The sequence below is a fragment of the Marinomonas shanghaiensis genome, from assembly GCF_003259175.1.
Taxonomy (GTDB): Bacteria; Pseudomonadota; Gammaproteobacteria; order Pseudomonadales; family Marinomonadaceae; genus Marinomonas; species Marinomonas shanghaiensis.
In genome coordinates, this window is record NZ_QGOK01000012.1 from 61,581 (window position 1) to 80,810 (window position 19,230).

Sequence of the window (19,230 nt, forward strand, 5' to 3'; positions counted from 1 at the left end):
CTCAAGCCAACTTCTCTAGGTAGGCTTTTACCACGTTATTCCAACCTAGATCCAAGGATTCAACAGTCAATGCATGGCCGATTGATACTTCCATAATTCTACCCTCTGCACACAAAGCCTGGACATTATTTAAATCTAAGTCATGACCTGCATTTACTTCTAAACCAACATCCAAGGCGGCTTGGGCGGCTTGCTGGTAAGTTTCCAGTACATCGTCGAAACCGTCTTTGCCAAACGCATTAGCATAAGCCTCTGTATAAAGTTCGACTCTGTCCGCACCCACTTCCTTCGCCAGAGCCATATTTTCAGGCTCTGGATCCATGAATAAAACAACACGGATCCCCTTTGCTTTGAGTTTAGCAATGACGGGACGTAATGCATCTTGATCACGAGCAATATTCCATCCGTGATCAGACGTCAACTGATTGGGGTCATCTGGCACTAAGGTGCATTGGTCAGGCTCTACCTCTAATACAACGTCTAAGAATTGAGCATCGGGAAACCCTTCGATGTTTAATTCAGCGCCTGGAAAACGTTTCAATAATTCTTTCAAATCATAAGCATCTTGATAAGTAGCATGACGCTGATCTGGCCTTGGGTGAATGGTAATGCCAAACGCACCTAGCTGTAAGGTACGCTCTGCCATAGCAATCAAATTTGGATAATCTCTTCCACGAGAATTTCGAAGTAAGCCAATTTTATTTAGATTAACGCTTAAGTGTGTCATGTAACTTCTCTCGACAGGGTCATTTATTGGCATTATAGGACAAACACATAGCGTCCATCACTAAAATACCAAACAAGTTATTCACTCAGTCATTATATGACGCAAAGCTTATGGTAAACTGGCCGCCACAAAATAGGAGTCCACGATGAAATACGAACTCTTTCAATCTATTTATGACCGAGCCGCCCTTCGACATGGCGGAGCAAAACACCTAGAAACCATGCTTTCGACTCCGCTAAGCACGGCACAGCTTAATCAACACACGGATGATCGATGGCTGGCGGCTTTCTCTCAAAAAGTCTTTCAATCCGGCATTAATTGGCAAGTAGTGCGCAACAAATGGCCCGGTTTTGAAACGGTATTTTTTGGTTTTGACATTGAAAAAATGCTACTCATTCATGACGAAATGTGGGAAGAAAAAGCCAAAGACATACGCATCATTCGTAACTTCGGCAAGGTGATGACGATTAGAGAAAACGCCTTAATGATTAGCGAATGCCAGGCCAGTCATGGATCCTTCTCTCACTTTGTTGCTAGCTGGCCAAAAGATGACATCATCGGTTTATGGGCTTATTTAAAAAAACATGGAGCCCGTCTTGGTGGCAACACAGGACCTTACACATTAAGAGCAATGGGCAAAGACACCTTCATGCTCACCAGAGACGTTGAAGGGTATTTACGTCAGCACGAGATCATTACCACAGGAAGAGATACCCAGTCTGCATGGAAAGCCGCACAAACCGCTTTTAATCATTGGCATAAAGAAAGCGGTCGCTCTTACACAGAAATCAGTCAATGCATTGCGCTGAGCGTCAATTAAACACCACCGCCTCTATTTTTTAATTTTTAGGAGAAAACATGGCCGACCTTCGTATCGACATTATTTCAGATGTCGTTTGCCCTTGGTGCTATTTAGGCTACTCTCGCCTTAAACAAGCGATTGAACAATTGGGGGATGATTATCGCATCGACATTCGCTGGCAACCCTTTGAGCTGCATCCCGATATGCCGCAAACAGGAGCTGATCGAGAAACCTATCTTGGCGAACGTTTTGGCAGCCCAGAAAAACTCAACGAGGCGACTCACGCCATTCAGCAAGTGGGAATTGAAGCCGGTATTCAGTTCAACTTTTCAGAAAAAGATCGCATCCCTAACACCAAACTGGCCCATCAATTTGTACTGGCGGCAACAAAGTCACAGCTAGCGACCCCTTTTGTCTTAGCGCTCTTTCACGCTTACTTTACCGATGGCAAAGACATAGGAAAACAAAACATTCTTGAAGAAATTGCCTTGGGTATTGGCATGAAAACCTCAGACATTGAGTACGCACTGAGCGCAAAGGCAAAAACATTGACAGAGAAAAAGCTACAACAATTACGCAGTATCGATATCCATTCGGTTCCAACCTATGTCATCAATGATAAGTACCTGATTCAAGGCGCTCACACGCCAGAGTCCTTTCTGAAAGTTCTCAATGACATTGCAGAAAAAGAATCATAGCCACTAACACTCAACACTAAGGCCAATAAAGCGCAATTAAGGTTGTTTGCGCTTTATTGTCCGTCGCAAAAAAAACTATCAAATATCAGAAATAGATAAATTTTTATCTATTGATAATCATTAACATTAAAAATAGAATCGCATTACTAGAATATTGGTGAGAGTGATTTTCATTTATGTACGTTTGTATTTGTAACAGTGTTTCAGACAAAGCCATTAAGGCCTCTATTCAGGAGGGCATGACTACCATGCGTGACCTCTACAAAGAACACAACATTGGCAGTCAATGTGGAAAGTGCTGTCAGTGCGCAAAAAAGCTACTAAACAGTGAGTTAATCAAAATTGCTGAAAACCAAGTTCAAGTCGCTTAATTGCAGCATTGAGTTACATCTGCGACTGAAGGTAATTTTCAATGCCAGAGCTTGCGATTAGATGCTGCTGTGTTTCAAGCCAATCAATTTGCTCTTCCTGCTCTTCTAAAATTTTCTCCAAAGCATCACGGCTGATAAAATCCTTCTTCTGCTCACACAAATCAATCGCCGCTTTTAATGTTGGCAAAGTATCCAATTCAAACTCTAAGTTAGCTGAAATCATTTCTTCACTGTTTTCGCCAATACGCAGACGACCAAGATCCTGCAGGTTTGGCAAACCTTCTAAAAACAACACTCGTTCAATCAAACGGTCTGCGTTTTTCATTTTCTGAATAGATGTTTTATAGTCCGCTTTGTCAAGCACACTAAAACCAAAGTCTTTAAACATACGGGCATGAAGAAAATATTGGTTAATGCCAACCAATTCATTGGCCAATACCTTGTTTAAACTTGAAACAACCTCACGATCTCCTTTCATAACGCCCCCTTAATTTGCCATTTGAGATTGATAATAGTTTTGCATGCCAATTTTATCCATCAGACCAAGCTGTTTTTCTAACCAATAAACATGATCTTCTTCCGTATCAAACAACAAACGCTCAAGTGTCTCTCGCGTTTGGTAATCGCCTTCTGACTCACACACCGCAATCGCATCTCTCACGCTGCTCACCACTTCCAGCTCAAGAATCAAATCGTTACTCATCATGGAGCGCACGTCGGAGCCGATCAGCAAGTCGCGACGCTTTGTCATGCAAGGTACGCCTTCCAAAAACAGAATCCGCTTGATAAGCCAGTCTGAATGCTGTGTTTCTTCTTCCATCTCATGATTGAGACGCTCATAGAGCTTATTAAGCCCCCAATCGTCGTACATACGAGAGTGAATAAAATACTGATCAATCGCCGCTAATTCATTCGCCAACAATGAGTTCAAACTGTCTATTACTTTTTTACTGCCTTTCATGTTCATTTCCTCTTATTGAGAGTCAATTCATTTTTGCATCGTAAGATGATAAGTTTATGACCTTGACGCCAATTTATCCATTATTCAAGCAACCCTTGAGTTGTTGACTCTTCTATTTTTGCCAACTTACCTTCGCCGACTTTCACTTCTAGGCTATCAATTCTTTGCAACCCGCGAGGCAATTTTAAACCTCTACGGCCACGCTCACCTAGATATTCCTCCAGCTCTTTTGCCGCAAAGGAAATGAAACGCTTACCAGCATGAGCGATTAGCAAATCATCTGGCTGTACACATGCCAAAGCCGCCACTAGCTCTTCTCTATCGGCAGCACGAGCACTTGGTATACTGATCATTTTGTTGCCTTTACCCTTTGCCATTTGCGGCAAAGAAGCCACATCGAAAGCCAACATACGACCTTCATTGGAAATCGCCACCACACGACCTTGCTCAGGGTTTTGAACAAACACAGGCGCCATCACTTGAGCCCCTCTGGGCAAGGATAACGTCGCTTTACCCGCTTTATTTTTCGCGTAGAGCTCTTTGAGCTGAGCGACAAAACCATAACCGGCGTCACTCGCAATCAGATAGTAAGCCTCTTCGTTATCCAGTACCGCAGATACAATGGTGGCGTCTTTTTCTAATGAAATACGCCCTGTAATAGGTTCTCCCTGACCACGAGCAGATGGCAATGTATGCGCTTTAATGGAATAGCTTCGACCATTAGAAGCAAGCAATACCAAGGTTTGATTCGAGCGCCCCTTAGTGCTGACAAGGAACTCATCTCCAGACTTGTAGCTCAGACCATTAACGTCAATATCATGACCTTTCGCGGCACGAATCCAACCCTGTTTAGATATAACAACGGTAATTGGATCGTTCGACAATAAATCCTCCTCACTGAACGCCTGCGCTTCTTTTCGAGCCACAATGGGCGTACGGCGGTCATCACCGAAATCATTAATGGCTTCTTGAATTTCATCGGTAATCAATTTTTTTAACTTGCGATCCGAGGACAACAAACCCTCTAACTGCTTACGCTCTTTTTCTAACTCGTCTTGCTCCCCCTTGATGCGCATTTCTTCTAGCTTCGCAAGGTGACGCAACTTCAATTCTAGAATCGATTCAGCTTGCATATCACTCAAACCAAAACGCGCCATCAGCTCAACTTTGGGTTTTTCTTCTGTTCGAATAATATCAATGACTTCATCAATGTTTAGATAGGCAATTAACAGACCTTCTAAAATATGCAGACGGTTCATTACTTTATCAAGACGAAACTGCAATCGACGTCGGACAACATCGATACGGAAGCGAAGCCACTCAGACAAAAAGTTCTTGAGAGGTTTAACTTGCGGCAAACCATCCAATCCAATCACATTCATGTTAACACGATAGGATTTTTCTAAGTCTGTTGTGGCAAAAAGATGCGTCATCAGCGCATCAATATCCACTCGATTTGACTTAGGCACAATCACCAAACGCGTCGAATTTTCATGGTCAGATTCATCGCGTAAATCGACCACCATAGGCAGTTTTTTCGCCTGCATCTGCGCCGCAATTTGCTCTAGTATTTTACTACCCGAAACCTGATGAGGCAGTTCGTTAACCACCACCTCCCCTTCCTCAATGGTAAAGCGAGCTCTTGCTTTAATCTGCCCTTTACCCGTTTCGTATAATTTAACAATATCATTTCTTGGCGTAATGATTTCGCCACCTGTAGGGAAGTCTGGTCCTTGTACAAAATTAAGTAGATCGTCTAATTCAGCGTTAGGATTATTCAACAGATGAATACAAGCACCGCCGATTTCACGTAAGTTATGTGGCGGAATATCCGTCGCCATCCCTACAGCAATGCCTGTCGTACCATTAAGCAATAAGTTCGGTAAACGAGATGGCAAAACGGAAGGTTCTTGTAAGGTACCATCAAAATTGGCAGTCCAATCGACCGTACCTTGACTCACTTCCCTTAGTAGGACGTCCGCGTATTTTGACAAGCGGGATTCTGTGTAACGCATTGCGGCAAAAGATTTTGGGTCATCGGGTGCCCCCCAGTTACCTTGCCCATCAACCAGAGGATAACGATATGAAAAAGGCTGAGCCATTAACACCATGGCTTCATAACAAGCACTGTCTCCATGCGGATGAAATTTACCTAACACATCCCCCACGGTACGAGCTGATTTTTTATATTTCGCGCTGGCCTTTAAGCCCAATTCACTCATTGCATAAATAATACGGCGCTGAACTGGTTTTAATCCGTCACCAATGTGCGGTAAAGCGCGATCTAAAATAACGTACATCGAATAATTCAGATACGCTTTTTCTGTATAGTCTTTTAATGAAAGGGTTTCATTCGACTCGAAATTTAACAACTCACTCAAGGAAACTTTCCTTCTACTATCGTTTGCATAGGCAAATAATCAGCCTATGGGGTTTTCATAAATAAAGATGGGCTCAACTATAAAGAAACACCCTAACTCACTGCAACATTACCGCTAAGATTATCATGGAAAGCTCACTATTCTCGTGTTTCAATACACTGCACAATTAAAAAGGTATCTCTTGGTGAACACATCTGATCAAAATACCCTCGGTTTAATGAGCCACAGCCTTGGCGACCCGAGCAAGCGCTTTATAACATGCCAGCGGGAAGATCTTTTTGTTGCTCATGAATCCCTTTATCAACATGCTACGCCAACACGCTTTTATCACCATCAAGCAGACACCTTTGTCTTTATCATTAAAGGTGAAGTCTATCTGCAGCAAAAAACACCCCTCAGTCTTCACCCAACTGAAAAAGAGACGGTTCTTAAAACCCATCAAGGAATGTGGTTAGCAGCACAGACGCTCACCAATGTGACCCTATTAACCCCAACGGTTGAACTTTGCCTAATACGTTTGCATTCAACTGGACACATTGAAGAAAATGAACGGTTCAAAAAAGTGTCTTCCGGCACAGTTGAGTTCACCCCAGGCAGAAACCATATAAAAACCTGGCCTCTTTGGCAGGGCGCAACAGGAAAAATCGCCCTAGAATTATACCCACCACATTACAAAGAAACGCTCTACTACCAAAAAGCAGCCACTCAATACCTTTTCCCTTTAAATGGTATCACTTATGTCTCTAATGGCAAAAAGCCACCTGAAGCCTGTCCTACTCTAGGAAAAATCATCTGCAAGCAAGAGCGTCGAGCCATTTTAAATCCCAGCAAAGAAAGCATCACACTATTGACTGTCGTGACAGGGCCACAAAGTAAAGGGCGAATCCTAGTACTCAGCAAACAAAATTAAACACCCTATTCCGTCAGCGTAATACTAAGGCTGTTAAAATATGATCTTCCCAACAGCCATTGATCTTCAGATAGTCTCTCGCAATCCCCTCTTTATCGAAACCCAGTTTTTTTAGCACCGCCGCACTTTTGGCATTTCTTGGCATATAGCTGGCTTGAATTCGATCAATATGTAACTCTTTGTGTATATACTCTAACCCTGCACTAAGCACTTCATTCATAATGCCCTTACCCTGCTCACTTTCACGTAAGCTGTATCCGAGGTTACACGCTTGAAAAACACCGCGGATTATATTTGAGTAATTGCTGTAAGCGAGCATTCTGTCTTCAGTGGGAGATAAAAAACAAAACACCACACCCTTGTCTTCTAAAAAATCTCGACGCATTTCTCGGACACGCAATTGACAGGTTTCAAGGGAATAGTAAGCCTCACTGCGTTGCGGCTCCCATGGGGAAAGAAAGGCCTTTTCCTGATTAACATAATCGTACAAAAGTGGGGCTTGAGATTCGTTCAGTATCGTTAAGACCCCCCTTTTTGTCACAATCCGAGGAAAACGAGACGCATGCAAAGCTTGATTAGAGTTCTTAAATGACATATCACTCTTCACTTCAAACAATTTTAACGAATATTCTTCGTACCAAAAATTCTCACCGATGGATAAGATTCTACGCAGCATATCATGATTCAACCATGCCTCAGCGGACTCTTTCGTTTGCCAATAAGTAATCAGCAAATCCATTTCCCCAGCAGCGTATTCGGTGCCAAGAAAACCAGACTGAACTCTCGCCAGTTCAAGCACTTTTTCCGTCATAATACGGTAAGTGACATCGTTCAATATAAGCTTGCTAGACAAAGAAACAGCAAAATAAGGCAGTACCATTGGGGAACTAAATACCTTCATCGACACTCAAAACTACACGCTGATTTGTTTAATAAACACACAATATTAAAATTATGCCCGCACTTTTTAAAATATCGGACTATAGTTAGGATAGATCTACACTGATAATCAAACGCCCGAATAGAGTGACATAACCTGCACACCTAGAAGGCATTTAACTTGTTGTCAGTGATATTTAGGATTGCACTATACTACTTATAATTTTTTAGGCTTAGTGACGGCCAAGTGCAAATAGATCTCCCTTATTGATGTTCCCCCCTTCAGTCAATAAGGATAAGGACAGCTTGTGCCCGCGTTATGCGGGCACTTTTTTATGCTTTAAACACTATTTTTCCCAAGAGCTGCCGGCACCCGCCGTGATCGCTTGATATTGATCAGGGCGGCGATCTCTAAACAGTCCAAAAGATCGACGAGCCTTACGGATAGCCTCTAAATCATAGTCAGAATACAGAATCGTACTTTCGTCACGACCCGCAACACACTTCATTGCTCCCATTTCATCCGTCATAAAAGAAGAGCCATAAAACTGAATAAAGCTATTTTCCCCTTCTTCTCGACCAACGCGGTTCGCTGCAATAACAGGCACCATGTTAGCGGCTGAATGCCCCTGCATGGTTCTTTGCCAATGATCCTTAGAATCCCATTCTGGGTAAGGAGGTTCTGATCCTATAGCGGTAGGATAAAAAATCAGCTCTGCGCCTTTTAACGCCAATTCTCGAGCTAATTCAGGAAACCACTGATCCCAGCAAATACCACAACCGATACGACCAAACTGTGTGTCCCACACTTTCACACCAGTATTGCCAGGGGTAAAATAGTATTTTTCTTGATAACCTGGGCCATCAGGAATGTGCGTCTTACGGTACAAGTCCATGACGTCGCCATTCGCATCAATCATCACCAAAGAGTTATAAAACACATTACCATCACGCTCAAAAAAACTGATTGGCAATACAACACCAAGCTCTTTAGCAAGGCTGCTCATGGTTTTAATCGCTAAGCAATCATTAACGGGTTGAGCCCAATCAAAATAAGCGGGTTTCTGATCAATACAAAAATACGGCCCCATAAACAATTCTTGCAACAGAATAATGTTCGCCTGATTGGCAGCGGCCTCTCTGACTTGCGCCACCGCGTTATCTAAATTTGCCTGAAAATCTGTACTGACCGCCATCTGAACGCAGGCCACTTTTACATTACTCATACTCTACTACCTCCAAAATAATCCTGTACAACAAGCCAACATACTTATTTTATACTTGAGTCAAATAGGTGGTGCCTGCTAAAACTTTTTTATACGTTGCCAGCAAAGTGACTTTTTCTTCTTGGCTTAGCGGGCTCGCAGCAATCTTATCTTCATAGCTTTTTATTAATTCCAGTTCATTATAGCTAACCGATTTAAGTACATCCTGAACACTATCGCCTTTTAGCACATGATCAATTCTAAAACCGTCGTCTGTCAAATAAACATCCACAGAACAGGTATCACCAAAAAGATTATGCAAATCCCCTAGCGTTTCCTGATACGCACCCACTAAAAAGAACCCCATCAGATAATCTTCACCTTTTGGCGGTGGTGGTGGCAAAGGCAAAGAAGATTCAATACCTTGACCATCTACATAGCTGTACAAACAACCATCTGAGTCACAGGTCACGTCTTGGATTTTACCGCGAAAGGACGGTGCTTGATCTAAGCCTTGTAAAGGCAACACTGGGAACAATTGATCGATGCCCCAAGCATCTGGCATGGACTGAAATACCGATAAGTTCACAAACAATTTTTCAGCTAAACGCTCGTTCAATTCGTCAATCACAGCGCGATGACCGCGATTACGATTATCTAAACGCGGTAACAAGTTTCGACATGCGGATAAAAATAAGTTTTCCGCTTGTGCCCTTTGCGACAGATTTAGCTGACCATGATTATAAAGCGTTAAACTATCATTAAAGTCATCAAGTAAATCATGGTAAATTTCAACTAGAGAGCGACTTTCTTCGTCATTCTGCCCTTTCAAGCTTTGATAACAAGCCCAAAGGCGTTGCAATTCAAGCTCGCTGTCCTCGGCAGGTTCTTCAATCGGTAAAAGCTCAGCACCGTGAGAGAATACATCTGCAATCATCATGGCATGATGAGCCGTAACCGCACGACCTGATTCAGAAATCAAATGAGGGTGTGGCAATTCATATTGTTCACAGACATTGTGGAAAGCAAACACCACATTATTAGCGTATTCCCCAATGCTGTAGTTTGCAGAAAAATCATTTTGACAGCGAGTGCCTTCATAGTCGACACCCAAACCGCCACCTACATCGACCCACTTCACTTCGACACCCATTTGGTGAAGTTCTGCGTAGTAGCGAGCACACTCTTTTAAGCTGTTTTGAATATCACGAATACGGGTAATCTGTGAGCCTAAATGGAAATGAATAAGCTCAAGGCAATGCAACAAATCTAACTCACGTAGACGTTCGATAGCACGCAATAATTGCGATGTCGTTAATCCAAATTTCGATTTTTCACCACCACTGTTACCCCAGTGAGTGGTGCAAGTTGATGCCAAACGGATACGAATACCAATACGAGGCTGAACCCCTATTTTGTCGGCTTCTTCTAAAATCCAATCGAGCTCGTGCATTTTTTCAACGACAATAAACACCTGATGACCCATTTTTTCGGCCATCAAGGCAAGATGAATAAACTCACGGTCCTTATAACCATTACATACAATGATGCCATCGGCGTTTTTATGCATGGCTAACACAGCCATGAGTTCAGGCTTACTACCAGCCTCTAAACCCACAGTGGAGGCATTGTCTGGCTGACAGGCCGCAATTTCTTCTACCACACGACGCTGCTGATTGACTTTGATTGGATACACAATGGCGTATTTTGCCTGATAATCGTAATGATCTATGGCCTGCTGAAACGAATTGGTAATTTTCTCTATACGCGAATGAAGAATATTCGGGAATCGGACCAAACAAGGATAAGGAATACCTTGTTGTTTTAGAGCCACTGAAAGCTCTGTTAGATCAATACTATTTTCCCTATCAGGTAACGCAATAGCACGCCCTTTGTCGTTAATTGAAAAAAAACCACTGCTCCAATGGCCTACATTGTAAAGTTCCATCGAGTCTTTAATTGACCAAGGTTTCATATCATCTCCAAAAGTCTAAATAACTATAAAATAGCGGCTGTTTCTAATCAGACAATCATAGTAAAACACGTACATGTTATACTTTTTAGATTGAGTTAAAATAAAAAAAAGCGGTGCTAAGAAACCTCTTAACGCCGCTTTATTCTAACGAACGAACAAATTAAGAAACGCGTTCACCATGGGCTTGCTTATCCGCATGGTACGACGAGCGGACCAAAGGACCACACGCAGCATGCTTAAAGCCTAGTTCTTTTGCCACTTGCTCATAGCGCGCAAACTCTTCAGGCGGCACAAAGCGAGCCATAGGAAAATGATGCTTTGACGGCTGTAAGTATTGCCCGATTGTTAACATATCTACATTATGAGCTCGTAAATCTTTTAGCACTTCAACGATTTCTTCAAATGTCTCGCCCATACCAACCATCAAGCCTGATTTCGTTGGTACATCCGGACAACGATCTTTAAAGTTTTTCAAAAGATCTAAAGACCATTGATAGTCAGATCCAGGCCTTACTTGACGATATAAGCGAGGAATGGATTCTAAGTTATGGTTAAACACATCAGGTGGTGCTATTGAAAGCGTATCAATAGCCACTTCCATGCGACCACGGAAATCGGGCACCAATGTTTCGATTTCGATATTAGGGCTTTCTGCTCGTGTCTCTCTAATACAATCAACAAAATGCTGAGCACCACCATCACGCAAATCATCACGATCCACAGAAGTGATTACCACATATTTCAATTTCATATCACGAATAGCCGCGGCCAATTCTTTCGGCTCATCCGCACTAAGCGGATTAGGTCGACCATGTGCCACATCACAAAAAGGACAACGACGAGTACAAATTTCACCCATAATCATGAAGGTAGCAGTGCCATTACTGAAGCACTCACCCAAGTTTGGGCAATTTGCTTCTTCGCATACGGAGGCAAGCTTATGCTCGCGTAGCGTTGCTTTGATACGAGCAATCTCCGGTGACGCTGGCATACGAACACGAAGCCAATCAGGCTTACGTGGTATCTCTTCTGTAGGAACAATTTTAATCGGGATACGCGCCATTTTATCGGCACCACGTAGTTTTTCCCCTTGGACAACGCGCTTGCGTTCTGCTGTCATTCTATTTCCACCCTTGTTGGATAGCCGGATAACTATATCCGAGTTGCTCAGCCAGCTGATTCGCCAACTGAACCTTTACATTTGATAAAATAGCGTCTTTGTTTAGACGCTTCATATCCACCATCTGCAAGCCTTGATAGCCGCATGGGTTGATACGATTAAATGGGGTGAGATCCATATCAACATTTAAGGCCAGTCCATGAAACGAACAGCCCCTACGAACACGCAATCCCAGCGAGGCAATTTTCTGCTCATTGACATAAACGCCTGGCGCATCAGGTTTTGGGTACGCTTCTATTGAGCTTTGAACTAAAGTGCCGACCACGGCATTCTCTAACACACTCACTAGATCTCGAACACCAATACCTAAGCGCTTTAAATCCACCATCACATAGGCCACTAATTGACCGGGCCCATGGTAGGTAACTTGTCCACCACGATCAACCTGAATAACAGGAATATCACCTGGAGCAAGAAGATGCTCTTCTTTGCCGGCTTGTCCTTGGGTAAACAAGGAGGGATGCTCTAACAACCAAATTTCATCAGCATCGTCTTTAGAACGAACCTGAGTAAATTGCTTCATCCTCTCCCATGTTACAGCGTAATCGATCACGCCCAAATCACGGCAAATCAAATCACGCCCCATTTACATGACCATCTTAACGGCATCAATTGACATCAAATCTCGATGTAATGCCGATAATTGATTTTCACTTTGAGCCACAATGCGAAAACTAAAGCTTACAAAGCGTCCTTTACTAGAGCGATTTGTATTCTCAGCTTTAGTGTCCATCTCTGGCGCGTGAACAAGCAAACACTCCGTAATCTTTGCATGAACATCATCAACATCAAGTGAAACGACCTTGATAACATAATTTTCGCAAGGAAACTCTATTTTAGGTGCATCCGCCGTTTTTTCAGCTTGATCACCATTTTTTGTAATTAGCGCCATTAATTCAATCTACCATTCACCTATTGGGGCTTAAAACAAGTTCATAAAGAAAAGTTTAATTTTATCAAACATTCGCTTGAAGAAACCACCTTCTTCTACTGCTTCCAACGCAACCACTGGGCGTTCTAGCAAAACATTACCTTCTGTGCCTACCGTGATCTTACCAAGCACATCGCCTACCGCGATTGGTGCAACGATCTCCGGCTGCATGTCCAGCGTTGCAGTCATAGCGTCACTTTGCTGACGAGGCATAGTGACCAGAACATCTTCGGCAAAGCCAACTTTCACACTAGACTGGCTACCACCCCAAACTTGGGCATTATTCACCACTTGACCACGGCTGTAGAGTTTACGAGTTTCATAATATCTAAAACCAAAGTCTAATAATTTTTGCGCTTCTGCGGCACGAGCTGCATCTGATTTGGTCCCCATTACCACTGTAATCAAACGCGTTCCATTACGTACTGCCGATGCCGCCAAGCAATAACCCGCCGCTTCTGTGTGTCCCGTTTTCAAGCCATCAACAGTTTTGTCACGCCATAACAGACGGTTACGGTTAGGCTGACGAATATCGTTGTAGACAAACTCTTTTTCAGCGTACATGGTGTAGTTTTCTGGAAACTGCAGGATTGTCGCGCGGGATATTTTTGCAATATCATGAGCACTTGAATAATGATCTTCTGCAGGAAAACCTGTCGAATTGACAAAGTGCGTGTTGGTCATGCCCAGCAACTGAGCGTGCTGGTTCATCAAATCAGCAAAAGCCGACTCACTGCCAGCGATGTACTCGGCTGCTGCCACACTCGCGTCATTACCTGATTGAATGATGATACCGCGCAACAAATCTTCTATAGAAACTTGCGTCCCTTCACGTATGAACATACGTGAACCTTCCATACGCCACGCATTTTCACTCACCGTCACTTTATCTTGCAAAGACAAGTTTCCACGAGCAAGTTCATACTCAACAATATAAGCCGTCATCAATTTAGTCAGACTCGCTGGCGGCAAAGCCTCATCAGCGTTGTGCGCTACTAAGACATCACCAGTATAGGCATCCATCAAAATATAACTACTTGCTGATAACTGGGGAGGCGTCGGTATCAACGCAGGTGCAGCGAATACAGAGCCGCCAATAAAGCCAAACACGAGGGATAAAGTAACCAGAAGTTTTTTCATACTCAAAAATATCGTCTTCTTAAAAATGTTGGTGAATAATACTAGAGCATTCTATGAATCTCTAGCCCAAACAAAATAGCACTAAGGCAATAAAGCTACCCTTACTGGGCTACCAAAACCTTCTTGCTGTAATTTTTGTTGCCATTCGGCCAGAGAACCTTGGCTTTCAAAAGGTCCAGCCAAAACTTTATACAAGCCGTCATCCTGCTTATGAATGGTGACTTTAATACTGGTATCAAACGCCTCAAAGAGACGCTGCTTTAGTTTGTTCGCCGATTCTTCTGCACTGAAAGCACCAACTTGAAGATGGGAAAAAACTATATCAGATGATGCGCTTGTGGACCCTTTTGACAAGGACGAAACCGTAGGCAAAGCCTTAGCTGGCAAGCTTTTCAATGGTTTGGTTTGCGTTTCAAGAACGGCTTTAGAGGGGCGATAAACATCACCTTTTGCGGGTGTGATTGCCTCAACTCTAACCCGTGCGACGCCTTTCTTGTGATAGTCCAATCGTGCCGCTGCGGCATAAGAAAGATCAATCAAACGGTCCCCATGAAACGGCCCCCTATCATTGACTCGCACTATAACAGAACGATGATTATCGAGATTTGTCACTTTGACATAAGTGGGTAGTGGCAGCGATTTGTGTGCTGCGGAAAAGCCATACATGTCATATGTTTCCCCATTTGACGTCTTATGTCCATGGAATTTATTGCCATACCAAGAGGCTTTACCTTCTGCAACGTAACCCTGAGCGGAAGCCATCACCCAGTACTGATTCCCCCAAACTTCATAAGGACTCTTGTTTCCGCCTCGACTTTTTGGCTCCCACTTGGGTACCGGCTCAGGAATATGATCGGTATTAAAATCCCCAGTCGGACCATGATCTTGCAATATAGTATAGCGCCCTCCACCAGACGCTTTCTCATAGTCAATTTCATCTTTCCCAAGCACATGACGCGTACTCATACACCCATTCAATACTAGCAAGCTTAAGCCAGCAACAAATAGCATATTAATGATTTTCATAGCTACCTATACTCTCAGCGAGTTCCAATACCGACATGGCATATCGCCTACTAGGGTTGTAATCCATAATGGTAAAAAAGTTCTTATAACCTAACCAGTAAGACATCTCTTCAGGCCCTGTTCTCAAAGCAATTAAACCTGTTTTTTGAGGTATAAAAGACTGAGTCGGCAACACATTCAGTGCTGACCAAGCGACCATATCTTTACTCGGTTCTCTACCACGATTAATTTCATCTTTTACTAACTCGGGATCGCCAACAGAGGCCATCACGAACCAAGGCTGATCTTTCTGCCAACCATGATGCTTAAGATAATTAGCAACGCTCCCTATCGCATCTGCATCAGAACCCCATAAATCGATATGACCATTTCTGTCGTAGTCTATAGCCAATTTTTGATAGTTACTGGGCATAAACTGCACCATTCCCATCGCCCCACTATATGACCCCTTTGTTTCCCCAATGTTCCATCCTTCTTGACGCGCTAATAATAAATACGCTTCAAGTTCACTCTGGAAGTAGACTTTACGTCTGGGATAATCAAAAGCAAGCGTCGTGAGAGAGGTAAAAACATCTCTAGACCCCGTAATACGTCCGTAATATGTTTCCACACCAATAAGAGCAACAATAACATATGGGTCAACGCCAAACTCCTGTTCAGCTTTTCGTAACCAATCAGCGTTTCGTTGTGCGTAGTGATAGCCTAACTTAGCCCTTTCTTCGTTCACAAAACGCGTTTTATATTCATAATAGGGTATTAATACTTCAGGCTGGTTATCGGATTTTTCTATTACTTTTGGACGCACTTTAATGCGAGAAAAAGCCAATTCCAAACGTTTTCTATCGTAATTATGCTCTTTTACGAGACGGTCAATAAAAATCTGAACCTCTGGGTTACCCGCGTAAGAATCTGCCCATTCTGCTGGCATATCTTCCAAAAGCGCTTCACTAACGCCAGAACTTAAAGGCAACTCCGAATGATCCACACTACTACACGCAGTTAGACCAAGCGTTAAAAATACCACTACAGCTTGCTTAATCATCATCTCGCTCTTTTATGTGTTTGTACTGACATTAAAATTCCGAATGTCGCCATGATAGTAATAATAGAGGTACCACCATAACTGACCAGAGGTAAGGGTACCCCAACAACTGGCAGAATACCTGATACCATGCCAATATTTACAAACATGTAAACAAAAAAAGTCAGTGTCAAACTGCCTGCTAACAAGCGCGCGTAATTATCCTCAGCATTCGCTGCAATATATAAGCCCCGAGCAATAACAAGACAATAAGCCAGAATCAAAACACCGCAGCCCAGCATGCCGAACTCTTCAGCCAAAACAGCAATGATAAAGTCTGTGTGGCTTTCAGGTAAAAAATCCAACTGAGCCTGCGTTCCTTCTAAAAAACCTTTACCGTACAGACCGCCAGACCCAATCGCTGTTTTGGACTGAATAATGTTCCAACCAGATCCAAGCGGATCACTCTCAGGATTCAAAAAGGTCAATACTCGCTGACGTTGGTACTCGCGCATAAACTGCCACAATATATAACCAGCGATAGGCGCCAAAGCTGCTGCACCAATAATATAACGCCAGCCAAGCCCAGCTAGAAAAAGGACAAAAACCCCAGAAACAGCCACCAGCAAAGAGGTCCCCAAATCTGGCTGTTTAGCAACCAATACCACAGGAAGAGCAATGAGCACCATCACGGTGACGATTTGTTTAAAACTCGGCGGCAGCTGCTTATCAGAAAAGTACCATGCAATCATCATAGGCATAACTATTTTCATAATTTCTGAAGGCTGAAAACGCAAGCCTCCAGGCAAAGCCAACCAACGCTGAGCCCCCTTCGCCCCCACACCAAATAACAACACGCAAATCAATAATATCGTAAGAAAAATAAACAATGCAGGCGAGGCTCGACGCATATATTTAGGAGGTAACTGCGCCAGCACTAAACATACCAACATACCCACAGTTAACCGAAACACCTGCCGCTCAACCATGGCCACATCTTGCCCTGAAGCGGAGTACAAAATAACTAAGCCCCCGGCAATCAGCAACAACAAAGAGCCAAGCAATAAGATATCAACATGAACCAAAAGCCATAAACGCGCGTTGGTAAAGGATATTGCCCTGCGGTAAAAACTATCCTTCATCTTTGTTACCTTTTAAATAGTCGTATTCTGCTGGATAATCATCATACAAATACGCATCGAACAATTTTTTGGTCAAATCCGCTGGTTTCGAACTACTGCCACCGTTTTCAAAAATAGCAAAAACAGAGATTTTGGGTTTATCTGCCGGAGCAAACCCTATAAACAAAGCATGGTCATGCAAACGCTTCTCTAGCGAATCCGCGTCATATTCTTGATCCTCTTGAAGACTGAATACTTGCCCAGTCCCCGTTTTACCCGCGATTTCATAGGGCGTGCCCTGCAACCGCCGTGCCGTACCTTGTGAGTCGGTGATGACTTTACGCATCGCTTCAACCATTCGCTCCCAATTACGCTGATCCTTAAGAACAATATCATGCTCTTCGCCAAGCCCTTCTTCAAACTCAGCAGGCTTATCACCTATGGTCGCCGCCATCCTAGGATAAAAGTAATGGCCTCGACTTGCTAATGCGGACGTCGCCGAAGCAATTTGGATGGGTGTGGCCACCATGAAGCCTTGACCAATGCCAACGTTAACGGAGTCTCCCGGATACCAAGGCTCTTTGTATTTTGCCTTTTTCCACTCATTTGATGGCAATAAACCAATGCTATCACCATTTAAATCAAGCAAGGTACTGCGCCCAAAACCAAAACGTGACAAAAAATTATGAATGGGGGTAATACCCATCTTATTGGCTAACTGATAATAATAAGTATCGACCGATTCAATAATAGAACGCTCTAAATCAATCCATCCATGTCCTGTACGCTTCCAGTCACGATAGCGACGACCATCTGGATTAATTTGATAATACCCTCTCGCAAAATACCGTTCTGTCCAATTGGCAAAACCATATTCTAATCCGGCCAGCCCCATAAAAGGCTTAATGGTTGACGCAGGCGGATACCCCCCCCGCAAAGCACGATTAAAAAGCGGTAATTTAGTAGACTTACGAAGTGCGGAGTAATCATCATAAGAAATGCCCCGAACAAATAAATTCGGATCAAACCCAGGCTTAGAAACAAGAGCAAGAATCCCGCCTGTTTCAGGATCTATGGCCACAACAGAACCAGTATAGTCACCTAAAAGATCATAAGCGTACTGCTGAAGCCTAGCATCTAAATACAAATGCAAATCTTTACCCGGGGTAGGATTTTGTCGCTCCAGTTCGGACATAATGCGACCACGAGCATTCACTTCCACCTTACTAAGACCGGCTTCACCAAAAAGCGTTTTTTCGTAAAAGCCTTCTATGCCCGTCTTACCTATGAACAAAGCACCTTGATAAGCCAACCTATCAACTCGCTCCAAATCATCGGTTGTGATTCGTCCAACATAACCAATAGCGTGAGCAAAAGCTTCACCATAGGGGTAATAGCGCGTCAATTGGGCTTCTACCTGAACACCATCAAGCCTATAGAGATCAACCGACACTTTCGCCCATTCTTCATCGGTTAATTGTGACTTTAAAGTAAGAGATTGATAAGGCCGACGGTACTCTTTTAGGCGACTCTCAAAATCTTCCCACTCGCTATCGCTGATAGCGACTATCCCCGAAAGCATTTGCTTTAATTTAGAAAAGTCTTCAACCCGTTCAGGAATCACAGTCAAGCTGTGTATCGGCCTATTATCAGCGAGTACCAAGCCATTACGATCGTAAATCAGACCTCTAGGGGGTGGCTCGGTAACCAACATAACACGGTTATCATCCGCCTTGGTTTGGTAGAGTTCATGTTGTACCACTTGCAGATAAAACAATCGCGCCATCAGCACAAGCGCCATTAACAGAACAAAAATAGCGGACGCAATAACACGACCTTGTGTCAGTCGCTGCTCTTGACGATAATTTCGGAAGTTTTGATGTCGACGGCTCACCAGGTTTA

At 43.3% G+C, this 19,230-nt stretch carries 19 protein-coding genes; 4 read left to right on the forward strand and 15 right to left on the reverse strand.

From position 1 onward, the window contains the following. Nucleotide 1: 1 nt before the first annotated feature. Nucleotides 2–727, reverse strand: coding sequence for a pyridoxine 5'-phosphate synthase (locus DKT73_RS10695; protein WP_111638543.1), 726 nt, complete (start codon nucleotides 725–727; stop codon nucleotides 2–4). Between the two features lie 145 nt (nucleotides 728–872). Here DKT73_RS10695 and DKT73_RS10700 point away from each other — a divergent pair, with 145 nt between their 5' ends. The 3 genes from DKT73_RS10700 (at nucleotide 873) to DKT73_RS10710 (ending at nucleotide 2,598) form a co-directional block, all read left to right on the forward strand. Then, on the forward strand, nucleotides 873–1,547 hold the full coding sequence (locus DKT73_RS10700) for a DNA-3-methyladenine glycosylase I (RefSeq protein WP_111638544.1): 675 nt from the start codon (nucleotides 873–875) through the stop codon (nucleotides 1,545–1,547). A 38-nt stretch (nucleotides 1,548–1,585) separates the two neighbouring features. Next, entirely contained in the window at nucleotides 1,586–2,227 is a 642-nt protein-coding gene (locus tag DKT73_RS10705) for a DsbA family oxidoreductase (RefSeq protein ID WP_111638545.1), read from the forward strand. A gap of 176 nt (nucleotides 2,228–2,403) precedes the next feature. Next, a complete protein-coding gene (locus DKT73_RS10710) occupies nucleotides 2,404–2,598 on the forward strand; it encodes a (2Fe-2S)-binding protein (protein ID WP_111638546.1) in 195 nt (64 codons plus the stop codon). Between the two features lie 13 nt (nucleotides 2,599–2,611). On the opposite strand, the gene bfr (DKT73_RS10715) is transcribed toward DKT73_RS10710, so the two are convergent. The 3 genes from bfr (DKT73_RS10715) to parC all read right to left on the reverse strand — a co-directional run bounded on the left by bfr (DKT73_RS10715) (nucleotide 2,612) and on the right by parC (nucleotide 5,940). Next, a complete protein-coding gene (gene bfr / locus DKT73_RS10715) occupies nucleotides 2,612–3,076 on the reverse strand; it encodes a bacterioferritin (RefSeq protein WP_111638547.1) in 465 nt (154 codons plus the stop codon). Between the two features lie 9 nt (nucleotides 3,077–3,085). After that, nucleotides 3,086–3,559, reverse strand: a complete 474-nt coding sequence (gene bfr, locus DKT73_RS10720; RefSeq protein ID WP_111638548.1) for a bacterioferritin — start codon at nucleotides 3,557–3,559, stop codon at nucleotides 3,086–3,088. An 80-nt stretch (nucleotides 3,560–3,639) separates the two neighbouring features. Beyond that, nucleotides 3,640–5,940 (reverse strand): DNA topoisomerase IV subunit A, encoded by a 2,301-nt coding sequence (parC, locus tag DKT73_RS10725; RefSeq protein WP_111638549.1) that lies wholly within the window; start codon nucleotides 5,938–5,940, stop codon nucleotides 3,640–3,642. Nucleotides 5,941–6,124: 184 nt separating this feature from the next. Here parC and DKT73_RS10730 point away from each other — a divergent pair, with 184 nt between their 5' ends. Continuing rightward, complete coding sequence (locus DKT73_RS10730; protein ID WP_111638550.1) at nucleotides 6,125–6,850, forward strand: hypothetical protein; 726 nt, start codon at nucleotides 6,125–6,127, stop codon at nucleotides 6,848–6,850. A gap of 13 nt (nucleotides 6,851–6,863) precedes the next feature. Here DKT73_RS10730 and DKT73_RS10735 read toward each other — a convergent pair whose 3' ends face one another. The 11 genes from DKT73_RS10735 to mrdA all read right to left on the reverse strand — a co-directional run bounded on the left by DKT73_RS10735 (nucleotide 6,864) and on the right by mrdA (nucleotide 19,222). After that, nucleotides 6,864–7,751, reverse strand: a complete 888-nt coding sequence (locus DKT73_RS10735) for a GNAT family N-acetyltransferase (protein ID WP_111638551.1) — start codon at nucleotides 7,749–7,751, stop codon at nucleotides 6,864–6,866. Between the two features lie 325 nt (nucleotides 7,752–8,076). Next, complete coding sequence (gene aguB / locus DKT73_RS10740) at nucleotides 8,077–8,955, reverse strand: N-carbamoylputrescine amidase (RefSeq protein ID WP_111638552.1); 879 nt, start codon at nucleotides 8,953–8,955, stop codon at nucleotides 8,077–8,079. A 49-nt stretch (nucleotides 8,956–9,004) separates the two neighbouring features. Beyond that, a complete protein-coding gene (speA, locus tag DKT73_RS10745; RefSeq protein ID WP_111638553.1) occupies nucleotides 9,005–10,909 on the reverse strand; it encodes a biosynthetic arginine decarboxylase in 1,905 nt (634 codons plus the stop codon). A gap of 160 nt (nucleotides 10,910–11,069) precedes the next feature. Next, nucleotides 11,070–12,029 carry a lipoyl synthase gene (lipA, locus tag DKT73_RS10750; protein WP_111638554.1) on the reverse strand — a complete coding sequence of 320 codons (960 nt, stop codon included), beginning with the start codon at nucleotides 12,027–12,029 and terminating at the stop codon, nucleotides 11,070–11,072. A gap of 1 nt (nucleotide 12,030) precedes the next feature. After that, nucleotides 12,031–12,675 (reverse strand): lipoyl(octanoyl) transferase LipB, encoded by a 645-nt coding sequence (gene lipB / locus DKT73_RS10755; protein ID WP_111638555.1) that lies wholly within the window; start codon nucleotides 12,673–12,675, stop codon nucleotides 12,031–12,033. After that, nucleotides 12,676–12,981 carry an HP0495 family protein gene (locus DKT73_RS10760; RefSeq protein ID WP_111638556.1) on the reverse strand — a complete coding sequence of 102 codons (306 nt, stop codon included), beginning with the start codon at nucleotides 12,979–12,981 and terminating at the stop codon, nucleotides 12,676–12,678. Between the two features lie 30 nt (nucleotides 12,982–13,011). After that, nucleotides 13,012–14,160, reverse strand: a complete 1,149-nt coding sequence (locus tag DKT73_RS10765) for a D-alanyl-D-alanine carboxypeptidase family protein (protein WP_111638557.1) — start codon at nucleotides 14,158–14,160, stop codon at nucleotides 13,012–13,014. A gap of 81 nt (nucleotides 14,161–14,241) precedes the next feature. Next, nucleotides 14,242–15,186, reverse strand: a complete 945-nt coding sequence (locus DKT73_RS10770; protein ID WP_111638558.1) for a septal ring lytic transglycosylase RlpA family protein — start codon at nucleotides 15,184–15,186, stop codon at nucleotides 14,242–14,244. Beyond that, on the reverse strand, nucleotides 15,173–16,231 hold the full coding sequence (mltB, locus tag DKT73_RS10775; protein ID WP_232827845.1) for a lytic murein transglycosylase B: 1,059 nt from the start codon (nucleotides 16,229–16,231) through the stop codon (nucleotides 15,173–15,175). The genes DKT73_RS10770 and mltB overlap by 14 nt, the downstream gene beginning before the upstream one ends. Then, complete coding sequence (rodA, locus tag DKT73_RS10780) at nucleotides 16,228–17,349, reverse strand: rod shape-determining protein RodA (protein WP_111638560.1); 1,122 nt, start codon at nucleotides 17,347–17,349, stop codon at nucleotides 16,228–16,230. Before rodA ends, mltB begins: the two co-directional genes overlap by 4 nt. Then, on the reverse strand, nucleotides 17,339–19,222 hold the full coding sequence (gene mrdA, locus DKT73_RS10785; RefSeq protein ID WP_111638561.1) for a penicillin-binding protein 2: 1,884 nt from the start codon (nucleotides 19,220–19,222) through the stop codon (nucleotides 17,339–17,341). The genes rodA and mrdA overlap by 11 nt, the downstream gene beginning before the upstream one ends. Nucleotides 19,223–19,230: the final 8 nt, after the last annotated feature.